We start from the raw sequence: 20,736 nt of genomic DNA, 5'->3' as shown, positions 1-20,736 counted from the left end.
ATCATGGCAAAAGCAACACTCACCATCGAAGGATTCGTCGCCAAGGACCCCGAAGAGCGACAGGCGCAGGCATACCGCATCGTCTCGGTCACTGTACCGGTCACCCCGTCCAAGAAGGTCAACGGCGAATGGGTGAACGACGACGCGGGAACGATCTGGTACGAGGCTGAGTTCTGGGACGCACACGGCGATTCGATCCGCGCGACCGTATCGAAGGGTTCATTCGTGACCATCACCGGCACCCCGAAGCTCGAGGTTTATGCAAAGCGGGACGGTACACCCGGCGCCAAGATCACGTTCAACTTCCCGCAGCTCTCGGTCATCGTGCAGAAGCCGAAGCGTAGTGAGGTCAGACCACAGCAAGGGAATGACGAACCGTGGGCACCGGCCGCACCGACGAGTGCGCCGGCAACTAGCGGCGATACATGGAACGCGCCGGGCAGCTTTGACGACACCACCCCGTTCTGATGACATTCGCGGCAAAGTTCGCGGGACCTTGTCCTGGCGAATGTGACGGGATTCAACCGGGTGATGAGGTCGAGTTCAACGGCCTCATGGTCGTGCACGCCGACTGCGAAAACATTCATGGGCGCATCGAGCACCCGGAAACGCCAACATGCACGAGCTGCTGGCTGCAAATGCCCTGCCCGTGCGAGGACGACCAGTAAGCCCGCACCTTCCGCACCACCTAGGCACCTTCCACTCGGTAGGGGCCATTTTTTATGCCGAATTTGAGGACAACATGAGAAAGCCAAAACTTCTGGATCTGTTCTGCTGCGCGGGTGGGGCCGGTGTGGGATATTCCCGCGCCGGCTTCGAGGTCTACGGCGTGGACATCGTGCCGCAGAAAAACTACCCCTTTGAGTTCCACCAGGCCGACGCACTCGAATATCTGCGAGAGCACGGCCATGAGTTCGACGCCATTCACGCGAGCCCGCCGTGCCAGGTTTACAGCAAGACCGCGCACTTGCACGACAACCCGCACCCAGATCTTCTAGTGCCGACTCGTGCTGCGCTCATCGAATCAGGCCTGCCATACGTCATCGAGAACGTTGAGGGCGCGCCACTGTTCAGCCCGATGACCCTCTGCGGTTCCGAGTTCGGGCTGAGAGCGCCAGACGTTGACGGCCTGCCACTCGCGCTGCGCAGGCACCGTCTCTTCGAGTCGAACATCTGGCTCATGGGTGCCGGCGGTTGCCAACACGACGACACGCAGGTAGCCGGCTCGTACACCGCGGGAAGACACCGCACGCCGGCGCATAGAGACAACCCCGATCGACAGGGCGGCTACACGCCCGCTCTATCGGTCAGGGCTGAACTGCTCGGCATCGACTGGAAGATGAACGAACACGAGCTGGCGCAGGCAATCCCGCCCGCGTACAGCGAATTCCTCGGCGCACAGCTTCTGTCATCGCTTCACGCAACACCGGGCCTAATCCCACAACACGATTTGAGGACAACATGAGCATACGCATACGCACCACCCGCCAGGCTCGCAAGGCCAGGGCGATCGCCACTCAGTGGATATTCGAGGCAACACTGCTGCGATGGAGCACAAGGAAGTACCGCAACAGTCAGGAGCAGGCGCAGGCATGGCTCGACTTGCGGGACGAGATGAAGCGGGGGAACTCGTGAGCACGATGACCGAGCGCCAGACAACGGCCCTGGCTGAGTGGATCACGGAGGCACGCGAGACGTACAGCGTTGAGATAAGCGACTGGAGTCCAGACCGCTGGGAATGGCGGTCGATCTTCCGCGAAGAGACCCGACCGGGGCGTGGTCACGACCTCGACCTGCTGTTCCTCGATGGCGAGTCAATCGTGCAAATCACGATGGACCCATACGGCAACGGGGCAATGAGTATCGGGCTAACCGAATGGACCCATAACAGCGCTGACGACGAGTGCGAGTGCAAGCCGTGCGCTACCGAATATGCAGAAGAGAGGGCAGACCAATGACCACAGGAACGATAACCAATCTGGCACCATCAGCCCCCACCCCGCCATCTAAGCCCCTCGCAGCACAACTAGCACCACCAACCCGCACCAGCGCTACAGAGGCGCAGAGAGAGGACAGAGGATGAGTAACGCGGAATTGATCGCAGAGGCACGGGACATGGCTGACGGGTTTTACTTTCAAACATCAGACCGCAAAGAAGTACTTATCGAGAAACTGATCGACGCCCTTGAAGCAGCAGAGACCGAACCGCGCTACACGATGCGGGAGGCGGGGCTACTGATCGCCGACAAGCTCGAAGAACAGGGCATCTACTCCGGCGCGGGATACCTGCGCGACAACCTCGGGGCCGCTGAGTCGCCGACGCCTCAGGTGCCGATGTCGATGTTCCACTTTCGGCGTGCAGCATCCGATCCAACCGGCTACTACTACACCGACTGGAACAAGGCGATCCCGATCGAAGTCGTGGCCGAAAGTGAGGTCGCGGCACGGAAGCAAGGGTTCGAGCTCTCGGGCGCCGCGCCACGTGGCCGTGAGTGGCTGCTGAGACTGGACAAGGTTGCGGCGGTGGCACGATGAACGACTTACTCGACGCCCTAGATGCCCTCACCAAATCGAGAACGACGAAGACCGTGCAGGAGAAGAACGGGATCACCTGCGTGTCACCGGTCGAACTCCCCTCGCTGCTCGACCGGCTCGAAGATGCAATCCGGGGCACGGTCGGGATCGGTGGCGGTGGATCGCTACCCAACGAGCGCAACATGCTCAACGCCGGCAACCTCTACACCGCCGTCATGATCACCACGATGGTCAAGGAATGGGCGAGAGGTGCAGGGATAGTCACACGCCCCGCAGACATGCCCGCCCCGTTGCTCCGGTCCTGGTATGTGATCTTCTCGCAGACGGAACGCTACCGAGAAGACCACAGCTTCTACCTGCGTAAGATGCAAGGGTGGGCCAAGCAGATCGAGGCACTGTTCGACCCGCCGCGAACCCGTGACCTGCCAGACGATTGCCCGCTATGTGGTGCTGGCACATGGTGGAAAGACGGCAATGAGTATCAGCGCCCGCTGCTGCTCACGTTCCACGACGGACCGGAGATGATCGAGACGGGCAAGGGGGAATGTCGGGCGTGTGAAGCCGTGTTCGGGATACGGGAATTGAGTTACGCGATCGACGCGCAGGAAGCCTGAGGGCGCGTAACCGGATTGGGCCCGCAGGTGGAAGCTTGCGGGCCTTTCGCGTGTGTGGAAAGTTTCTTGGGATTCTTTGTGTTTCGTATTGCGGTTCGTATTGCGGGGGACATAGAATAAAGACATGACAACGACGAAGAACATCCAGAACCTGATCGAAGCAACCATCACAGCGAAGACCACCGACGAACTTCTCGACATGCTCGACGTTCTCGAAGGCGACAAGACGGCCCGCGAGATTCAGGCCGCAGTCGTTGACACCCTCGCCACCCGCCACAACCTCAACTCCGCACTCGACACCATCGCATTCGCCGATGACGAGTTCACCGGAACGCGCCGCGAAGAGATCGCCCTCGCCATGACGATGGTCAACGCATGAGCAACACACAGCAAGATGTCATTGATGAGATCAAAGCGGCCAGCAGCATGCTCCACCTGATCCAGACACAACTGGGTGAACTGGCCACGGCTGATGTCTCCACTCGCATGGAGCGGATGTGGTTGATGACCATCGACGCGCAGTTAGTAATTCTGCACAGCACGATCGCATACGCCGCGAATGCCCATATTTTTGACGATGACCCGCCCCTTGCACTCGCCCGCGCCGTCAATGGCGCTGCACATGACCCCGCGCCTACATCTTCGCCCCCGAAATATCCGCGTCTACGACCAACTCTGGGCCGCGTTCCAAGCCATGATGGTCAACTTATGAGCAAAAAGGAAATGCTTCCGGGGACTACGATCCTGCGGGCCGAGGACGATGCACGGTATGAGCTAGGCAAACCTGGCAGATGGTCACCAATGGACCCCCACTGTGCTGGCTGCGCGGATGGATCCGACGATATATTTACTTCGGAAATTGGAGATTTTGCCATTCTCACGGTGCCAGTCGCTGCCCTCGAATCCGTCACCGCCGAACGTAACGCCGCGCTTGCCCTGATCGAACAGATACGTGAAGAAGTAGACGGCGACGCGACCGCCTACGACATTCACAAGCTGCTACTGAAGGTAACCACATGAGCCGCCCCCCCATGATCGCGCGCACCATCCGCACATCTGACGCTCTCTGGACAGCGGCTCAAGAAGTTGCCGACGCACGCGGCGAAATCCTCTCCGAAGAAATCCGCAAGTTTCTTGAGAAATACGCGAAGAAAGGCGCGAAAGTGTGACATAATGGGGAACGATATCGGATACGTGTAACTTTTTCCGGTTCAACTACACTTCAAGAAAGGCCCTGACCTCGCGGTTGGGGCTTTTTTTGTGCCATTTTTCGGCCGCCACCCCCGACACACTCCCGCCCAATCAAGGCATCAGCGGGCGAGTGCGCGGCCGAATCATCTTGCCGGGGCTGCTGGTCCTTCATGCAGCGGAATAGCTCTCCGCGGGCGCAAGACAAAACGAGCTGGCGGGTGGTAGCTGCAGCGGCCTTGCGAGGTCGTCCCACCGACCACCCGCCCCCAACCAACTTGCCACTGTTGCCGAAAGGTCGCAGCCGTTCAGCCCGAGCTCAGGGTTTGGCAGGACAACGAGCAACAAACACGCGGCCGTGCGGGCTGCGTCATAGCGCGAATGTGGGTCGGTGGCATTACTACCGGCTCCATTCGGCACCCCCAATCAACCCCGGCTCAACCGGACAACGGAGTCATTATGCCGGCGACAATCCCACTTCCTGAGCTCACTCCAGGCGGAATGCTAAACCCCGCTCCAGACCAGAAACCGGTCTTCACACTGACAGCTATAGATCGTTGTGACAAACGCGACTGCAACGCCCGCGCATACATCCGCGTGACGATGAGCGACATGCGCGAACTGCTTTTTTGCGCCCACCATGGCCGCGAAGTAGAACCCGTCCTACGCCCGATCGCAGCATTCTGGTCCGACGAGACAGACGCCGTGCTACTCAAGACCGGCAGCGTGACAGAAGTTTAGACATTCGGCTCTATTCGCACACATGAAGGCAGGGAGCTAAATGTCACTGCTCGACGATGCACGCTATCTGGTCGACCTAAACAACGCTGATCTCACAGGGCCGGCCATCGCCAGCAAATGGGGCATTAACAAGTCAACAGCCAACGGACACCGCGCCCGCCTCGAACTCGAACGCCAAATTGCTGGCATCGAGAAGACGGACCCCGTCATCGGTAAGCTGTCCGGCAAAATGGACATTGGCATCGACGGCGGTGAATTCGTTGACGTGCAAACCATCGAACCAATCACCGACTGGGCCGACATCTTCAAACGGTTCAACCGCGACCCGAACGAATTCGAGATTGTCGGCGACACGGTTCGATGCTCTACGTGGCAGCAGTCGAAGGCGCTCGAGGACGGGTCGCGCGATGTCGTGAATTTGTTCTCGTATCGGGCGAGCTTTACACGCAAGACCACGGCAGAACAGCTTGACCTGCCCGCCCTCTACGCCGAGGTTGCACGCACCAAGCACAAGCCGCACCCGCCTCGCACCGGCGAATCAACCACCGTCGTCGTTTGGGCTGATCCTCAGATTGGCAAAAGCGATTCAAGAGGCGGCACCCCTGAACTCATCGCCCGCCTCGCAGACAAGCGTGCAGCACTCGCCGCCTACCTCGAAGCCGGCAATAGTTCGCGTTACGTCTTAGCGGATGTCGGCGACGGCACCGAATCATTCGAGAACGTCGCATCTCAAGCGCACCTCAACGACCTGTCATTTCCTGATCAGGTCGACATGTACGCCGTTGAACGATGGAAAGTCGAAACACTCCTAGCAAAGTTCGGCCCCGTCGACTCCCTCGTAGTTCCGAGCAATCACGGAGCATGGAGAGCCGGCAAGAACATCCTCGGTAAGCCCACCGACGACTGGGGCATACACGTTCACAAGCGCCTAGCTGAACGCGCCTCAGACACCGGGCTGCCAGTTACCCACCACTTCCCCGAAGAGTGGAATGAATCGCTCACGTTCGACGTGAGAGGCACAATCATTGGCCTGCATCACGGTCACCAATCAGCAGAAGCTCAAATGGTTCCCTGGTGGGCAGCACAGCAACACGGCGGACAGCCTCTCGCACGAGCACACATCCTGCTCACCGGTCATTACCATAATCTCCGCATCCGGCCATCAGGTCGTGATGCCGAGACTGGGCGAGCCAAGTGGCATCTTCAGGCACCGACGCTAGACAACGGTTCGTCCTGGTGGCGGAACAAGTCAGGTGACGATTCAGACCCCGGGCTGCTCGTGTTTCGCATTGACGATAACGGGTTCGACCTCGGATCACTGACGGTTCTGTAGGCGCCATCACCTGGCATTACCCGAAGCCCTTGCCATTGTGGTGAGGGCTTCTTGCGCTAGTCGAGCTTTACCCAGACAGGGCAAGCCTCCGACACGAACCGGTGCTGACCCTCAAGGATTAGCACACCGTTAGCGTCGGTACCATCACGTAATGCTTCGCCGGCCTCATCTTGAAGCTGCCAATGACAGTTAGCTCCCGCGGTTCCATCATCCGAGCCATACGTTCCAGGTTCTATGTCGACGTTGATCACGAAGGTGCCATTGCCGGGAAACTCGCCATTCGGATAGGTGAGCGCTAGACGCTCGGGTTCGACGGTCGGTTCGATAGTTGGCTCAGGCGCAATGGTCGGCGCCACAGTGAAAGGTGCAGCGTCCGGCACAGTCCCCGCAGATGAGCACCCAGCGAGCAGCAGGACGGCCGTAGCAGCCAACATGAACGTGATCTTAGACATGGTTCCCCCAGTAGGTAGTAGGGACTCAGGCTAGCAGGGGGTGGGTGGTGGCTGCCCAGTACCGCAACGATCGCGCATATGTTGCCAAGCGTGAGGCGCTGAAGAGGCAAGCGCGCAAGACGGGCGCACCATGTCACCTATGCGGCAAGCCATTCGATTATGAGCTCGACTGGAAACACCCAATGGCCTTCACCGCTGACCACATCGATGCAGTCGGTAACGGCGGATCGATGACAGGTGCGCTCAAGCCCGCGCATCGTAGCTGCAACTCACGACGCGGCAAGAAGGCGCTAGAGGGCATCAAAGCATTGCAGGCACCCAAGACCTCGCGGAAGTGGTGAACGGCTCACAGGGGTGCACAGACGGCCTATATGCCCCTCCCCCGGGCCGACTGCGCCACGGGCGGCATTGACGCGATTTGTAAACACGATCAATTCTTGGTCTATCAGTGAGGTTTCCGATCTAACAGAGGTGATCACATGGCGCGCGAATTACGTCCTTGTGGCACTTTTGCGGCGTATCAGCGCCACCTTCGCAAGAAGGAGCCCATATGTGATCTGTGCGCCGAGGCTGCTCGTGAGCAAAAGAACACGCGGGTAGATACCGGCCGCGCTGAGTCGGCTTCCCTTGTCGCCTTGGCACTTGCCGCCGAGCCTGCCCCCGATGTTCTCGATGAGCTGGACGAGGCGCGGGAGAACTTGCGCGCAGTGAAGGCTGCGATGTCCGAGGCGCCTGCTAACGCGGTCGCTGCCCTGTCCAAGCGCCGCGAAGAGCTTGTTCGCCGCATTGTCGTGCTGTCCAAATCGAACGAGCCCGAGGAGAGCGTCTTTGACCAACTCCGAAAGCGCCGTGAGGAAAGGATCGCAGCTTCCTCGCATTGAGTCGTTTCCCTTTTATGCGACAACTGCCGCTGATGATGCGATTGACCTGGCTGCGGTTGCCGGCTTGTTCCTTGATCCGTGGCAAGAGTACGTGCTGCGTGGATCGTTGGGCGAGAAGCGTAATGGCAAGTGGTCTGCATTTCGTTGTGGCCTAGTTGTCCCGAGACAAAACGGAAAAAATGCGCTGCTTGAGGCGCGTGAACTCGCTGGGCTGTTCCTATTCGGCGAAAAGCGCATCATTCATACAGCTCACGAGACAAAAACCGCGCGTGAGTCGATGCAGTCTCTGATGAATCGTATGAAGCAGTCGCCGGATCTCATGGAGCAGGTTCTGGGCTTTGAGGGTGACCTAGACAAAGAGTTTTCCGGCATGAAGGTCGGCAACGATCCATCCATCACGCTCAAGGGCGGCGCAAAGATTTCCTATGCTGCAAGGTCCAAGGGTTCGGGTCGTGGATTCACTGGCGATCTGATCGTGATGGACGAGGCATACGCGCTGAAGACTGCGGAGATGGCGGCGATGTTGCCCACGATGGCGGCTAAGTCGATGGAGGGCAACCCGCAGATTTGGTTCACGTCATCTGCCGGAATGCCTGAGTCTGACCTGCTAGAGGCCATGCGTCAAGAGGGCATCAAGAAGTCTTCTGATCGACTCGCCTATTTCGAGTGGTCGGCTGATGACGATGCGCCGATCGATGATGTCGAGTCCTGGTATCAGGCGAATCCAGGACTTGGTATTCGCATTAGCGAGCAGTACGTGCGCGACGAGTACGAAGTATTCATCGAGGCCGACGCGATCGAAGAGTTCAAGCGCGAGCGCCTGGGCATCTGGGCAAAGCTTGGCGGCGAGTCTGTATTCGGGGCCGGCGTCTGGGCTGCCCTGATGGACCCACCCGACCTAGATGACTCTGACGATCCAATCGCAGGGACAGGCTCTCAGCCCGGTGATCAGAAGGTCTTCGCTGTCGAGATCGCGGCCAATCGCGAGTCGGCGTCGATCGCCCTCCTGTCATTCCGAGCCGACGAGCTAGTTCATGCGGAGATCATCGAGAACCGCGTCGGAACGTCGTGGATTGGAACCCGTCTGGCCGAGCTTCAGAAGCGGTGGAACCCTATAGCGACAGTCGCCATTGCAGGAGGTCATGTTGACTCGCTGGTGCCGTCATGGAAGCGTGACGGCGCCCGCGTGAAGCTGATCAAGTTTGCCGATTACGTGAAGGCGTGCGGCGTCATCTATGACTGGATCACGCAGGGCAAGCTTCGGCATCTTGACGATCCCATTCTCAATGCAGCGATCGAAGGTGTGCAGCAGAAATTCACCCGAGATAACGCGGCTTGGTACTGGTCGCGGGTTTCCTCGGACGTAGACATTACCTCGCTAGTGGCCTTGACGGTCGCTGTGGCGGGGCTTGAAAAAAAGACGGGCCAATCGCGGCCGGTCGGTGAGCGGAGAGGGAGGATCTTGTGACTTTAGGCATTGATTTGGTGCTCGATCATTCCGATTCGGAGTTGCTGGAATCGTTGATTCGTGTCTGGCAGAAGAAGCGCCCGCGGAACTTGACTCGCAGCGTGTATTTCGACGGCAAAGCGGCTCTGAAGGACTTCGGCATCTCGCTGCCGCCTCAGATGCGGTCGATTGACGCGGCGCTCGGCTGGACGGCTAAGGGTGTCCATGCCATGACTGACCTTTCGCAGTTCACCGGGTTCGTTTCGGCGAACGGTGAAGAGGATGCTTTCGGAGTCGACTCGATCGCTTGGGATAACAACTTCCTGATGGAGTTTCCTGCGGCGAAGGTGTCGTCTGCCGTTCATGGCTGCTCGTTTTTGACGGTGAGCTCGGGCGATGTGCAGTCGGGCGAGCCTGAGGTGATGCTGCTGGCTCGATCTGCTGAGACTTCTGCGGCGATCTGGGACCCGCGCCGTCGTGCGCTTCGAGGTTTCCTGTCGATCGTTGACTTCACGAATACTGGCGACATTAGCCGAATGGTGATGTACACGCCTGAGAAGGTGGTCACTCTTACACGGCAGGGTGGCGCTTGGCGTCGTGGCTGGAAGGCCGACGTTCAGCGCAACCCGCTTGGAATCGTCTCTGTTGCCCCGCTGCCGAACAATTACGAACTGTCGCGGCCTCTGGGTCACTCGCGCATTACTCGCGCGTCTATGGGCTATGTGGACTCGGCCATTCGCACGATCGTTCGTTCTGAGGTATCGGCCGAGTTCTACTCTGCGCCGGAATACTATCTGTTCGGCGCCAAGGTCGAAGATTTCGTCGGTGACGATCGCTGGACGGCGCTCATGGGCCGGATCAAGGCGCTCGATGTTGAGGATGGCGAAGACAAACCGGATCTGCACCGATTTACTGGCGCATCTCCGCAGCCTCACACTGATCAGTTGCGGATGTGGGCGAACCTGTTCTCGGATGACCAGGACCTCGAGGTCAAGTTCGCCGACAACTCGAATCCGACCAGCGCGGATGCCATCTTCGCCGGCAAGATCTCGCTGACTATGGCGACGAACACGGCGAACGGGATCTGGGGCCAGGGCGCCGAACGTGCCATGCAAATGGGCGTCATGCTCCGAGATGGGCTCACGTCCGTTCCGGTGGAGATGCGCAGTTTGCAGGCACAGTTCACGAAGGCGCACTTGGTGTCCCCGACTGCTCGCGCGGATGCGTTCTCGAAGCTCGCAACCAGCATCGAAGGGTTTGGCGCGTCCGAGGTCGGCATGGAATATGCAGGCCTCGATCGCGGGCAGATCGTTCGCTTGCAGGCTGATCGCCGGCGCGCACAGTCAGGCGATCGTCTGACTTCGCTGGTGGCTGCGGCTCAATCAATCCGACAGGGGTCCACCAATGGCGACAGCGGCGCAAGTGTCATCGTTCCGGCTGAACAACCAGTCATTGGTGGAGCTAGCGCGGCGTGACCTGACCACGTTCTGGGCTGCCTTGAATGTTCAGGGCAGCCCGATCCTGGTTCGTGATGCGTTGCTTGATTTCTTCCCTGAGTTGATCGCAGCTTATGGCGACGCCGCGGCGCTGCTAGCTGCTGACTTCTACGACGAGTTGCGCGACGTGCCGGCATCGGCTGCACGGTTCACGGCAACGCTCGCAGCGGCTCCTGACTCAGCGCAGGCAACGGCAGCGGCGCGCTGGGGACTCGGCCCACTGTTCACGGCTGACCCCGACCCGGTGCAAGCTCTCCTGAACCTTTCGGGAGTGGCGCAGCGGCTCGTCTTGCAGTCAGGCCGCGACACCATCTCATCGGCAGCTTTCCGCGATCCAGTTCGGACGGCTTACGCACGAGTTCCAACCGGCCCGACAACGTGCAAGTGGTGTGTGATGCTCGCCTCTCGCGGGGCCATCTACGCAAACGCGAAAGAAGCCGGCGAGGGCAACAGCTACCACGGCGACTGCGATTGTGTCCCCACGCCAATCCGAAGCAAGGCCGACTATCCCGAGGGGCACGACGTTCGCGAGTTCGAGCGCCTGTATGCCGAGGGTGTCGGAGTCGGCCGTGACATTCCGGCTGAAACATAGATTTCCGCTTTTCGCGGATCAATAGCCCGCACGGGCGCAATCCAAGCACAAAGTCGAAGGCCGCATGGCCGCTATTCGGCATTCCCGCACGGGAAGAAGGAGCAGCAATGTCAACCAATCGAGTCTTCGGACCTATCGCGCCATCACGTCTCGCCATGATGGGCATTCGATTCATCGAGGGAGAAGAGGGAGCGGCGCCCGCTGCCCCCGAAGCGCCTAAGCCTGCCGATCCTGCACAGGACACGACGGACTGGAAAGCCGAGGCGCGCAAGTGGGAGTCTCGCAGCAAGGAGAACTCCACTGCTGCGCAGCGTCTCGCTGAGATCGAAGAAGAGAAGAAGACCGACGAGCAGAAGGTCACCGACCGGATCGCTGCCGCTGAGAAGCGCGCAAACGATCTTGAAAGTCGCGCGACCCGAGCCGAGGTTGCAGCCACCAAGGGCGTACCTGCCGCACTGCTATCTGGCAGCACTCAGGAAGAGCTCGAGGCATCTGCTGACGCGCTCATCGCATTCAAGGGCATCACGCCCGTTGTCGAGCCCAAGCCGGACAAGAAGACGTATTTCGTTCCTGACGAAGGCGGCATTCCGGCGCTCGGCAAGCAAGACAACATTTCTCCCGGCATGGGGTCTCTCCGTGCTGGCTACGCACAAGAAAAGGAATAGCCCATGGCTACCACTCTCGCAGAAGCTGCAAAGCTTTCTCAGTCCTACCTTCAGCGCGGCGTTCTCGAGACGTTCGTTCAGGCCAGCTCGGTTCTGGACCGCATCCCGTTCATGACCATTCAGGGCAATGCGTACTCGTACAACGAGGAAGCAACCCTTCCCGGTGTCGCGTTCCGTGCTGTCAATGGCAGCTACACCGAGTCCACCGGTACCGTCAACCAGAAGTCCGAGTCGCTGGTCATCACCGGTGGCGACGCTGACGTTGACAAGTTCATCGTTCAGACTCGCGGCGACGTGAACGACCAGCGCGCCGTGCAGACTGCCATGAAGGTCAAGGCGCTGTCTTACCAGTTCCAGAACACCTTCTTCAACGGTGACACCGCCGTCGATGCCCTCTCGTTCGACGGGCTGAAGAAACGCCTCACTGGTGCTCAGGTCATCTCTGCCGGCACCAACGGCGCTTCGATCCTGACCGACACGACCTCGATCCATGCCTTCTTCGACAAGCTGGACGAGCTCGTTGCCAGCGTGTCCGGGCTCGATGGCGGAAACGGCGCACTGTACGCCAATGCCAGCATCATCGGCAAGATCAAGTCGGCCGCACGTCACATCAACGCTGACGTGTTTGTCGAACAGGACATCAACGGCAAGCGTCAGGTGGTCTGGAACGGTATTCCGATCCTCGACGCCGGCGCGACTGCTGCGGGCGCACTCGTTCTTCCGCAGTCGGAAACGCAGGGCACGAGCACTGTCGCGTCTTCCATCTACGCGGTGAAGTTCGGTCAGTCCGAAGGCGATCAGGCTGTTACCGGCCTGACTAACGGCGGCGTGCAGGTCTACGACCTGGGCGAGCTCGAAACCAAGCCCGCCTTCCGTACCCGCATCGAATTTTATACCGGTCTTGCCGTATTCGGTGGAAAAGCCGGAGCTCGCTTGACTGGTGTTCTTGCCTAATGGCGGTAAGAACTCCATCCGTTGAGCCTGTCGCTGCGGTCGTTCTCAAGGGTCGCCGTGAGTCGTTCACGGCGACCCGCCCTGACGGCACTGTCGTCACGGTGGATCGCAACATCGACAACGGCGAGCAGACGGTAACCGAGAAGTAGTCAAGTCGCAGAGGGGCGGAACTTCGGTTCCGCCCTTCTGCATTTAACCGGAGGTGCCGCATGGCTTGGACCACTGCACAGAATGTTATCAATGCGTGGATCGGTGACGACGACCCGACCGATACGGCCCTGATCGCCACGTGGATCGACAAGGCTGAGCGCGAGATCCGGTTCAAGGTACCTGGCATCCAAGCGCGCATCACCGCCGCCGAGGTTGACCTGCTAGAAAACGCAATTGACGTCGTGACGGCGATGGTCATCCGCAAGTTCAACAACCCTCAGGGCATCCGCACGGCGAACACTGCGACTGGCCCGTTTTCGGAGTCGCGCACGTTCGGAGGCGACGATCCGGGCGAGCTGGTCATGCTGGCTAACGAGCTTGCGAAACTGACCGCAAACGCTTCGGATCGGCGGGCTTTTGGTGTCAACCTTATTCCGACCACCTCGCCGTTCTATGTTGCCCCGGTAACGTCGTGAGTTACCGAGCAGCCGAGACAATCACGGTCACTCGCAAGGGCGTTCCTACGGGCGGTTACGACTCGGGCGGCTACCCGATTGTCGGCGCTGACACGACGTTCCCGATCGTGCGCGTTCCCGTCGCTCCGGCCGGTTCAACCGAAGACCCGCAGACGCTCGGTCTATGGGTTGTCACCGGCTTCACTCTGTATCTGCCGTATGGAACGATCCTGCTGCCGACTGACCGGATCGAGATCCGCGGCATTCCCGGTTGGCAGGTTGTCGGCGACACTACGGCATCCGGTTATCTCAGCCCGTTCTCTGGCAAGAAGGCAGGCGCGGTCGTGAGTGTTAAGAGGGCGAGCTGATGGCGACCAGGTTTCGGCAGATCAGCACCCTAACCGAAATGATGAAGTCGCCCGAGATTGTCGCGGTGCTCGAGGGCATCGGCGAACAGGTTCTCGCCGCTGCCAAGTCGGACCCAAATCCGGTCTATGTCGAGTCGCTAGAAATGCAGACGTTTATGACGAAGGACCGGGCGCGGGTGCAGGTCGGTGCGGCTCCGATTATCGGTATGGCTGTCGAGGCTAAGCGCGGTACTCTCGCACGCGCTCTGGGGGCGGCTAGCACATGAAGACCCTGTTCCCCCCAACCACCGGCAAGCTGTGCGCCGTCTTGCGTACGGCCCTCACAGCGTCTCCCCTGGCCTATGCGTCGGGCGTCACGGTCGGCCCTGAGCTTCCCGCGACGAAGACGGCGCGCATGGTCACGGTTCGGGACGATTCCGGCCCTGACGATGGCGTTCAAACTCGCCGGCGCTACGGCATCAACGTATGGGCTCGGCGCCAAGATGCCGAACTTCTCGCACTGCTCTGCATGGCCGTTCTGCGGTCGTGCGCTGACGGTCAACCAATCACCGCCACTGATTCATTCAGCGGTCCCTATTCGATCCCTGACGATCCGGCCTACGTGGTCGGTAACGAGGATCTCGTGCACTTCTTCTTCACATTTCGGGTATCTGCCCGCGGTGTCGACTACTAAAACCGCCTCACCTAAGGAGATAAATCATGGCTGGACAATCCACCAGTGAAGTTCGCGTTGCCGTAGACGGCATCGTTTCCACCGCACCCTACAGCACTAGCACCCCGCCCACGTCGTCCGCTTCGACTCTTGCCGCTCCGTGGGTCGACCTCGGCTATGTGAGCGAGGACGGCGTGACCGAAGCCACTGCGCAGAGCAGCGAGAAGATCCGCGCGTGGCAGAACGGCAAGGCCGTGCGCACCGTCATCACCGAGGGCGAAACCACCTACCAGCTAGTGCTGATTCAGACTAACAAAGACACGGTGGCGCTCTACTACGGCGCTGACGTGGCCGCGGATGGTTCGATCGTCGTGAACCCGATGAAGGAGCGCCCACTTTTCGAGCTGAACCTCGACGTGATCGACGGCAACGACATCGTGCGAGCCTACGCTCCCGAAGCTCAGGTTACCGAAGTCGGAGATCAGGTTTACGCAAACGGCGTCGCCATCGGCTACGAAGTCACCATCACGTGCGCCGTCGTCACTGACATCGCCGGTTCAGGCAAGCCCGGATCTGTCAAGAAGTGGTACAGCTCGCTTGCCGCTACCGTCGTTCCCACGATCACGTCTGCGCTGCCTGCCAGCCAGACCACGGGCGAAGTTGTGACCCTTGTTGGTACCGGATTCAGCGGTGTAACCGGCATCACCATCGGCGGCGTCTCTGCAACCGGATTCGACGTGATCTCGGCAACGAAGATATACATCACCCTGCCCAGTGGCACTGCGGGTTCTGCGCCGATCATCGTAACCACTTCTGCTGGAGCATCCACTGCTAAGGCGTACACGCGCGCCTAGGCCCAAAGACCGCTGGCCGGGTGATCGGGAGATATCCCGGCCAGCGTTTCAACATCTCCCACAACTCCCAACTTAAGGATCTCCCATGGCGCTCGAACTCTTCCACTTCACCGGCAATGATGGCAAGGACTACACCCTCCCAAAAGTCGTCAAATCCGGCGTACTTCGCAAGGCGCGCAATGCACGCGATGACGTCGATTACGCATTCAACGTGATCGAACTTGTCGCAGATGCTGAAGCGCTCGACGCATTGGACGACATGGAGGCCAAAGAGGTAGCCGACATTTTCAATGATTGGATGCAGGGAATGAAGCCGGGGGAATCCTCGGCCTCCTCGGCCTCGTAGAGGATCACACCGAACCGCTCGCGCGAGATTTCCGCGAGCGGTTCGGACTGTCCTATCTGGAAATCGGATACGGCATCGTCTACATCGAAGCGTGGCATCTGTGCAAGTCGCTACTCAAGGACCCCTCGTCGTGGCTCCATGCGGCTGTAGCGGGCTGGGAGCACCCAGTCTCGCGCGAATGGATCATCCTCGCACAGTCGTTCGACCTCGCTCATGCCGCGGCGTCTAAGCATCGACCTAAGCCGATGCCTCGCCCGTGGCCTGACACGAAAAACAAGATCGGCGGGAAGAAGATGGTTCGGCGTTCCATCGAGGACGTTCGCGCCATTCTTCGCCCGCAAAGCACTGAATAGCATGGCTCGTTCTCCCGCGAGATTTCGACTCAATCTCACGGGAGGACACCCATGGCGTCACTGTATGAAGCTTTCGTTGATATCGTCCCGTCGACTCGAGGCCTCAAATCCAAACTGGCCAAGGAGTTCAGCGATGCCGGGCCTGATGCTGGTCGCGCGGCTGGCAAGGGTATCAATTCGGGCGTGCTCGGGTCCGTCGGCAAACTAGCCGGACCCCTCGCTGCTGCCTTCGCCGGCCTCGGCATTGGCAAGATCATCAGTGACTCGATCACGAACGCATCCGACCTTGCCGAGGCTGGCACGGCAATCACGGCCGTCTTCGGTTCGGCTGATGCGACGATTCAGAAGTTTGCAGCAGGCTCGGCGGCATCTCTTGGGCAGTCCACGAATCAGACCCTAGACGCAGCACGTGTCTTCGGCGTGTTCGGTAAGGCTGCCGGGCTCGGCGGGGATGATCTTGCAGGGTTCTCGACAGACTTCATTACGCTCGCGGCTGACCTCGCATCGTTCAACAACACGACCCCTGAGGCCGCGATCGAAGCGCTCGGTGCTGGTCTCCGTGGCGAGTCCGAACCGCTCCGACAGTACGGCGTGCTGCTTGATGATGCGGCCCTGAAGGCGCGTGCAACTGAGCTCGGGATCTACTCGGGCACGGGCGCACTGACCGCGCAGCAGAAGGTACTCGCGTCTCAAGCCGAGATCATGGCTCAGACGGGCATTCAGCAGGGCGACTTCGCTAAGACCTCGGGCGGTCTTGCTAACCAGCAGCGCATTCTGTCTGCTGGCATGGAGAACCTATCCACCACGTTCGGCGCAATCTTTCTGCCGATCGCAACTACGGTCGTTGGCTTCCTGAACCGTTCCGTAGTGCCCGCATTTCAAGGGCTCGCCGGCATGTTGACGGGTGGCGAAACTCCGGCCGCAGTTGCCGGGTTCATGGGATTCTTCCAACCGCTGATCAACTTTTTCCAGACCAGCATAGCGCCCGCTTTTGCCCTGCTCGCGCCGATCCTGGCTACGCTTTTGCCGCAACTCGTCACCCTGTGGGAGGCGTTCTCTCCTCTGTCGCTGATTTTCGCAGCGATCGGGCCTCAGCTACCCGGACTCGTCTTGGCTTTTGCCGGTCTTGCGGCTGCTCTGGCTGGTGCGCTCGGCTCGGCACTGGTGGACATCATGCCGTCGATTACTGCACTCAGCGGCGCACTGGTTGCCATCCTCGCCGGCATTCTTACCAACGTACTCCCGCCCCTCATTGCGTTCGCGGGGTGGCTTGCCGACAACGTGCAAGTGGTGCTCGCGTTCGCTGTGGCAATCGGTGCGGCCGTCATAGCGTTCCAGCTCTACACGGCCACCATGGCAATCGTTCGTGGCGCTACGGTCCTCTGGGCTGGCGTGCAGGCGGTCCTCAACGGGGTCATGGCGCTAAACCCGATCGGGATCATCGTCTTGGCGATCATTGCTCTGGTTGCCGCGATTATCTGGGTCGCGACTCAGACCACGTTCTTCCAGGACGCGTGGAAGGTCATGGTCGACATTTTCGTAAATAGCATAGGAATGTTCTCCGATTTCTTCACCAACACCATCGGTATGTTCGTGGACTTCTTCACGAATACCGTGGGAATGTTCGTGGACTTCGGCGTGAACGTTGTGGCTGCAGTCCAGGCCATGTGGCAATCCGTGACACAGTTCTTCTCTGACTTCATCGGTGGGGCGATCGACCTCGTCGTGGGATTCGTGTCTAAAATCATCGGATTTTATATCGGCCTCGGCGTCTCGATTCTGTCGACGGTATCGGATATGTGGTCGTCTGTAACCGGATTCTTTTCCGGATTCATCTCGGGGGCGATCGGGCTAATCGTTAACTTCATTTCCTCGATCCTTGTCCGGTTCGCGGCGTTCGGATCTAGCCTGGTGTCGTTCTTTGCTCGGATGTGGTCCGGGGTGACTGGTGCTGTTTCAACCGGCGTCGAAAATGTCGTCGGATTCATCCGCCAGCTCCCTGGCAAAGTTCTAGGCGTGCTCGGAAACATGGGTTCATTTCTCGTGAACGCGGGCGCTGATCTCATTCAGGGATTCATTGACGGCATCACTGGCATGCTCGACAACGTAGGCGATGCGGTCGGCGGCGTTATGGATTTCGTGGGTGGCTTTTTTCCGCACTCGCCGGCTAAGCGCGGCCCGTTCTCTGGTTCGGGCTGGCGCGATGTCCTCACTGCTGGTGAGGCGATCGGCGACCAATTCAGTGCGGGCCTTGAGGACTCTATTCCTGACGTTGGCTCCATGCTCTCGTCGGTCAACGTGGGCGCATTCACGCCGCGGGTTGATGCGTCCGTTTACGGGTCGGCTTCGGCGTCTGGAGGTTACGGATCGCCAGGTGGTGACTCCTACGTCTTCACGGGACCGATGGGGCTTACTGCTGCCGATGTCGAGGCCGAAATCACGAAGAAAAAGCGGCGTGCTCTTGCGTCCATCAATGTGCGAAAGGTCGGTATCGCGTGATCACTCACACATGGACAAGCCCTGATGGCGAAGTGGTCGATTTGTCCACTCCATCTTCGGGGCTATTCGTTACGGATGGCGGCATTGAGGGAATGGGGGACGCAGCGACGATTGAATATGTTCGGTCTAGTCCCGCGCTTGATGGCCAGCGGCTCGGCGGCATATCCACTGGTCCGCGTGATGCTTTCTGGCCAGTGGCAATTCATGCTGGGATGACGGACTGGAAGGCGAATCAGGAACGGTTTTGGCGGTCTTTGATTCCAGGTGAGTATGGACTCTGGACGGTGACACATGATGGTGTGTCTCGATCTTTGGAGTGTCGATACGCGCCTGATGCTGGCAAGCCGTACACCTTTGATCCGTCTCAGCGCGGCATCGAGGTCGCCGGCATCTCCCTCATCGCTGACAAGCCGTTTTGGCGTGGCCCTTTATCCTCGAAGGTTTTCCAGACAGCCGCCGACACGGGAACCTTCTACGCGCCGCCCGGTTCTAATTTCGTCTTCACGATCGGCTCAGCGTCGACGGTGGATGGCGCAACTATTTCGAATCCTGGCGACACTCCGGCATGGCCGACACTGACTGTTTATGGTCCGGCTGTGAGCTTTTCCATCAATGTGGGCGGGTCGGTTATCTCAGCCACGTTGTCGTTAGCGGCGGGTGAGAGCTTGGTGATTGATACGAATCCGACTGTGCAGGTTGCCCGGAAGTGGGTGGCCGGCGTGGGAACGATCGTTCCATTCTTCAATTTCTCATCGATCCAGTTTGCGCAGATTCCTCGGGGCGGTTCGGTCCCGGTTGACATTGTGCTGAATGGTGCCGGTTCCGTGCAGGTCGCTTTCTTCCCGCAATACAGAAGGGCTTTCTGATGGAATCACCATTCGTGGTGCAGATTTTCGACAAGGCGTTCAAGTGGCTGGGGAATCTTGCCGATCCGATTCGGCTGGATCTCACGCCGCAATTCAATGCAGTGGGGACGGGTGAGATCGAAGTTTCAGCGTCTGACGAGATGCTGCCGTTCATGTTGGCGAAGGGTGCGCGCTGCCGGATCACGTACAAGGGCGGGCACGAGATGTCCGGCCCGCTGCGGCATCCCACGGGGAAGGTGGCAGAGTTCGGCACGGTCATCTTCCAAGTGGAGGACGACTACCGGCTCCTGCCGAACACCCTCGGCTGGGTGGCGCCGGATAAGAATCTTTCACCAGTCTCTATGAGCGACACAGCACAGTCGAATATCTATTTCAATTCAGGTGCCACCGTAACGCTCAGCAAAGCCCACTACTACCTCACGGGTGGCGACTCGGCAGAAGGAGCCATTAAGGACCTCATATCTGTAAACATGATCGAGCGGCTTGGAAGGCCCGTGACTGTCGCGCCCAACCAGTTCCGCATTCCCTTTCCTTACGCCTCCGATGATATTTTGCCAGTGCGAATGGCGCCGCTGGATGAGGCGCTGGCGGGACTTTTGCTTGAAACCGGCTTGGGCCTCAGTCTTCAGCATGATGGTGTATCCCCGACCATTACCGCCGAGGTGTGGGAGCCGACAACATGGCCTCTGGACCTGACTGTGGATTCTGGCGTGGTACTCGATGGCGACTGGTCGCAGCAGTACCCGACCGCAACCCGCATGATCATAGGCGGCCCTGGCGAGAATGTTGCACGGGCGTTCTGGGAGGTGCGCGATGCGACCGGGATTGAGGATGAGTACGGCGACATCATCGAAGTATTCCGGGATGCTACGGGCTCGACCCTGAATTGGCCGGACACGCTCGCTGATCAATATCGGATCGCGAAGTATTACCTGCTGCGTGATGAAGTCTCCACGGCCGATAAAAACGCTTTCAGGATCTACCTGAACGCGGCGGGCGCGAAGGGTCTTTCGGATGGTGCACCGACCGCTGGCCTATCACTGAGCCTCTCCGAAACGCCACAATTCCAGTACGCACCGGGCGGGTTTCGGCGTGGCGATCATATATCAGTCATGGCAAACGGCGTCCGATTCACTGATCAGATTCTGGCCGTGAATCTCACATGGAACAAAACCACGGGCGCAACGGCAACCCCGCAGGTCGGCGATCGCACCGACGACCCCGACGTGCTTTTCGCACGGGCTATTTCGCAGCTTGCCGCTGCACAACGACGACTTTCAACGAGCAGGTAGGAC

28 protein-coding genes are annotated in these 20,736 nt (G+C 59.5%); 27 read left to right on the top strand and 1 reads right to left on the bottom strand.

The window, feature by feature from the left end:
• The first annotated feature begins 3 nt into the window (after nucleotides 1-3).
• The 9 genes from CXY72_RS12675 (at nucleotide 4) to CXY72_RS12635 (ending at nucleotide 6,411) form a co-directional block, all read left to right on the top strand.
• Complete coding sequence (locus CXY72_RS12675; RefSeq protein ID WP_104128024.1) at nucleotides 4-468, top strand: single-stranded DNA-binding protein; 465 nt, start codon at nucleotides 4-6, stop codon at nucleotides 466-468.
• Between the two features lie 274 nt (nucleotides 469-742).
• Nucleotides 743-1,465 carry a DNA cytosine methyltransferase gene (locus tag CXY72_RS12670; protein ID WP_104128074.1) on the top strand — a complete coding sequence of 241 codons (723 nt, stop codon included), beginning with the start codon at nucleotides 743-745 and terminating at the stop codon, nucleotides 1,463-1,465.
• A 127-nt stretch (nucleotides 1,466-1,592) separates the two neighbouring features.
• Nucleotides 1,593-1,958, top strand: a complete 366-nt coding sequence (locus tag CXY72_RS12665; RefSeq protein ID WP_158252564.1) for a hypothetical protein — start codon at nucleotides 1,593-1,595, stop codon at nucleotides 1,956-1,958.
• A 157-nt stretch (nucleotides 1,959-2,115) separates the two neighbouring features.
• Nucleotides 2,116-2,535 (top strand): hypothetical protein, encoded by a 420-nt coding sequence (locus CXY72_RS12660; RefSeq protein WP_104128022.1) that lies wholly within the window; start codon nucleotides 2,116-2,118, stop codon nucleotides 2,533-2,535.
• Nucleotides 2,532-3,149: a hypothetical protein gene (locus tag CXY72_RS12655; RefSeq protein ID WP_104128021.1), complete on the top strand. Its 618-nt coding sequence runs from the start codon at nucleotides 2,532-2,534 to the stop codon at nucleotides 3,147-3,149. The genes CXY72_RS12660 and CXY72_RS12655 overlap by 4 nt, the downstream gene beginning before the upstream one ends.
• A 124-nt stretch (nucleotides 3,150-3,273) precedes the next feature.
• Complete coding sequence (locus CXY72_RS12650; protein WP_104128020.1) at nucleotides 3,274-3,528, top strand: hypothetical protein; 255 nt, start codon at nucleotides 3,274-3,276, stop codon at nucleotides 3,526-3,528.
• Complete coding sequence (locus tag CXY72_RS12645; RefSeq protein ID WP_104128019.1) at nucleotides 3,525-4,169, top strand: hypothetical protein; 645 nt, start codon at nucleotides 3,525-3,527, stop codon at nucleotides 4,167-4,169. The genes CXY72_RS12650 and CXY72_RS12645 overlap by 4 nt, the downstream gene beginning before the upstream one ends.
• A complete protein-coding gene (locus tag CXY72_RS19580) occupies nucleotides 4,166-4,318 on the top strand; it encodes a hypothetical protein (protein WP_158252563.1) in 153 nt (50 codons plus the stop codon). Before CXY72_RS12645 ends, CXY72_RS19580 begins: the two co-directional genes overlap by 4 nt.
• A gap of 800 nt (nucleotides 4,319-5,118) precedes the next feature.
• Nucleotides 5,119-6,411 (top strand): hypothetical protein, encoded by a 1,293-nt coding sequence (locus CXY72_RS12635; RefSeq protein WP_104128017.1) that lies wholly within the window; start codon nucleotides 5,119-5,121, stop codon nucleotides 6,409-6,411.
• Between the two features lie 56 nt (nucleotides 6,412-6,467).
• Here CXY72_RS12635 and CXY72_RS12630 read toward each other — a convergent pair whose 3' ends face one another.
• A complete protein-coding gene (locus CXY72_RS12630; protein ID WP_104128016.1) occupies nucleotides 6,468-6,863 on the bottom strand; it encodes a hypothetical protein in 396 nt (131 codons plus the stop codon).
• 47 nt (nucleotides 6,864-6,910) lie between these two features.
• On the opposite strand from CXY72_RS12630, the gene CXY72_RS12625 reads away from it, so the two are divergent.
• The 18 genes from CXY72_RS12625 to CXY72_RS12545 all read left to right on the top strand — a co-directional run bounded on the left by CXY72_RS12625 (nucleotide 6,911) and on the right by CXY72_RS12545 (nucleotide 20,733).
• Nucleotides 6,911-7,204 carry an HNH endonuclease gene (locus tag CXY72_RS12625; RefSeq protein WP_199184037.1) on the top strand — a complete coding sequence of 98 codons (294 nt, stop codon included), beginning with the start codon at nucleotides 6,911-6,913 and terminating at the stop codon, nucleotides 7,202-7,204.
• Between the two features lie 138 nt (nucleotides 7,205-7,342).
• Nucleotides 7,343-7,744, top strand: coding sequence for a hypothetical protein (locus CXY72_RS19835; protein WP_199184036.1), 402 nt, complete (start codon nucleotides 7,343-7,345; stop codon nucleotides 7,742-7,744).
• Nucleotides 7,692-9,212, top strand: a complete 1,521-nt coding sequence (locus CXY72_RS12615; protein WP_158252562.1) for a terminase large subunit — start codon at nucleotides 7,692-7,694, stop codon at nucleotides 9,210-9,212. Before CXY72_RS19835 ends, CXY72_RS12615 begins: the two co-directional genes overlap by 53 nt.
• The gene (locus CXY72_RS12610) at nucleotides 9,209-10,666 is read left to right on the top strand and encodes a phage portal protein (RefSeq protein WP_104128013.1); all 1,458 of its coding nucleotides are present in this window, start codon (nucleotides 9,209-9,211) and stop codon (nucleotides 10,664-10,666) included. Before CXY72_RS12615 ends, CXY72_RS12610 begins: the two co-directional genes overlap by 4 nt.
• Entirely contained in the window at nucleotides 10,644-11,279 is a 636-nt protein-coding gene (locus CXY72_RS12605; protein ID WP_158252561.1) for a hypothetical protein, read from the top strand. Before CXY72_RS12610 ends, CXY72_RS12605 begins: the two co-directional genes overlap by 23 nt.
• Before the next feature lie 107 nt (nucleotides 11,280-11,386).
• On the top strand, nucleotides 11,387-11,944 hold the full coding sequence (locus CXY72_RS12600; protein ID WP_104128011.1) for a hypothetical protein: 558 nt from the start codon (nucleotides 11,387-11,389) through the stop codon (nucleotides 11,942-11,944).
• Nucleotides 11,945-11,947: 3 nt separating this feature from the next.
• Nucleotides 11,948-12,898, top strand: coding sequence for a major capsid protein (locus CXY72_RS12595; protein ID WP_104128010.1), 951 nt, complete (start codon nucleotides 11,948-11,950; stop codon nucleotides 12,896-12,898).
• The gene (locus CXY72_RS19575; RefSeq protein WP_158252560.1) at nucleotides 12,898-13,047 is read left to right on the top strand and encodes a hypothetical protein; all 150 of its coding nucleotides are present in this window, start codon (nucleotides 12,898-12,900) and stop codon (nucleotides 13,045-13,047) included. The genes CXY72_RS12595 and CXY72_RS19575 overlap by 1 nt, the downstream gene beginning before the upstream one ends.
• A gap of 60 nt (nucleotides 13,048-13,107) precedes the next feature.
• Complete coding sequence (locus tag CXY72_RS12590) at nucleotides 13,108-13,524, top strand: Gp19/Gp15/Gp42 family protein (protein WP_104128009.1); 417 nt, start codon at nucleotides 13,108-13,110, stop codon at nucleotides 13,522-13,524.
• Nucleotides 13,521-13,871, top strand: a complete 351-nt coding sequence (locus tag CXY72_RS12585; protein ID WP_104128008.1) for a hypothetical protein — start codon at nucleotides 13,521-13,523, stop codon at nucleotides 13,869-13,871. Before CXY72_RS12590 ends, CXY72_RS12585 begins: the two co-directional genes overlap by 4 nt.
• A 38-nt stretch (nucleotides 13,872-13,909) precedes the next feature.
• A complete protein-coding gene (locus tag CXY72_RS12580) occupies nucleotides 13,910-14,137 on the top strand; it encodes a hypothetical protein (RefSeq protein WP_158252559.1) in 228 nt (75 codons plus the stop codon).
• A complete protein-coding gene (locus tag CXY72_RS12575) occupies nucleotides 14,134-14,544 on the top strand; it encodes a hypothetical protein (protein ID WP_104128006.1) in 411 nt (136 codons plus the stop codon). The genes CXY72_RS12580 and CXY72_RS12575 overlap by 4 nt, the downstream gene beginning before the upstream one ends.
• Before the next feature lie 26 nt (nucleotides 14,545-14,570).
• Nucleotides 14,571-15,377 carry an IPT/TIG domain-containing protein gene (locus tag CXY72_RS12570; protein ID WP_104128005.1) on the top strand — a complete coding sequence of 269 codons (807 nt, stop codon included), beginning with the start codon at nucleotides 14,571-14,573 and terminating at the stop codon, nucleotides 15,375-15,377.
• Between the two features lie 85 nt (nucleotides 15,378-15,462).
• On the top strand, nucleotides 15,463-15,723 hold the full coding sequence (locus CXY72_RS12565; protein ID WP_104128004.1) for a hypothetical protein: 261 nt from the start codon (nucleotides 15,463-15,465) through the stop codon (nucleotides 15,721-15,723).
• Nucleotides 15,672-16,076 carry a hypothetical protein gene (locus CXY72_RS19570; RefSeq protein ID WP_104128003.1) on the top strand — a complete coding sequence of 135 codons (405 nt, stop codon included), beginning with the start codon at nucleotides 15,672-15,674 and terminating at the stop codon, nucleotides 16,074-16,076. The genes CXY72_RS12565 and CXY72_RS19570 overlap by 52 nt, the downstream gene beginning before the upstream one ends.
• A gap of 51 nt (nucleotides 16,077-16,127) precedes the next feature.
• A complete protein-coding gene (locus CXY72_RS12555; protein WP_104128002.1) occupies nucleotides 16,128-18,575 on the top strand; it encodes a hypothetical protein in 2,448 nt (815 codons plus the stop codon).
• The gene (locus CXY72_RS19300; protein WP_146071166.1) at nucleotides 18,572-19,441 is read left to right on the top strand and encodes a hypothetical protein; all 870 of its coding nucleotides are present in this window, start codon (nucleotides 18,572-18,574) and stop codon (nucleotides 19,439-19,441) included. Before CXY72_RS12555 ends, CXY72_RS19300 begins: the two co-directional genes overlap by 4 nt.
• Complete coding sequence (locus tag CXY72_RS12545) at nucleotides 19,441-20,733, top strand: hypothetical protein (RefSeq protein WP_104128000.1); 1,293 nt, start codon at nucleotides 19,441-19,443, stop codon at nucleotides 20,731-20,733. The genes CXY72_RS19300 and CXY72_RS12545 overlap by 1 nt, the downstream gene beginning before the upstream one ends.
• Nucleotides 20,734-20,736: the final 3 nt, after the last annotated feature.

Origin of the sequence: Cryobacterium sp. Y57 (genome assembly GCF_002929505.1) — a bacterium.
Classification (GTDB): Bacteria; Actinomycetota; Actinomycetes; order Actinomycetales; family Microbacteriaceae; genus Cryobacterium.
The sequence above is the reverse complement of the archived record's forward strand: the minus strand, read 5'-3'. Positions and strand labels throughout refer to the sequence as shown.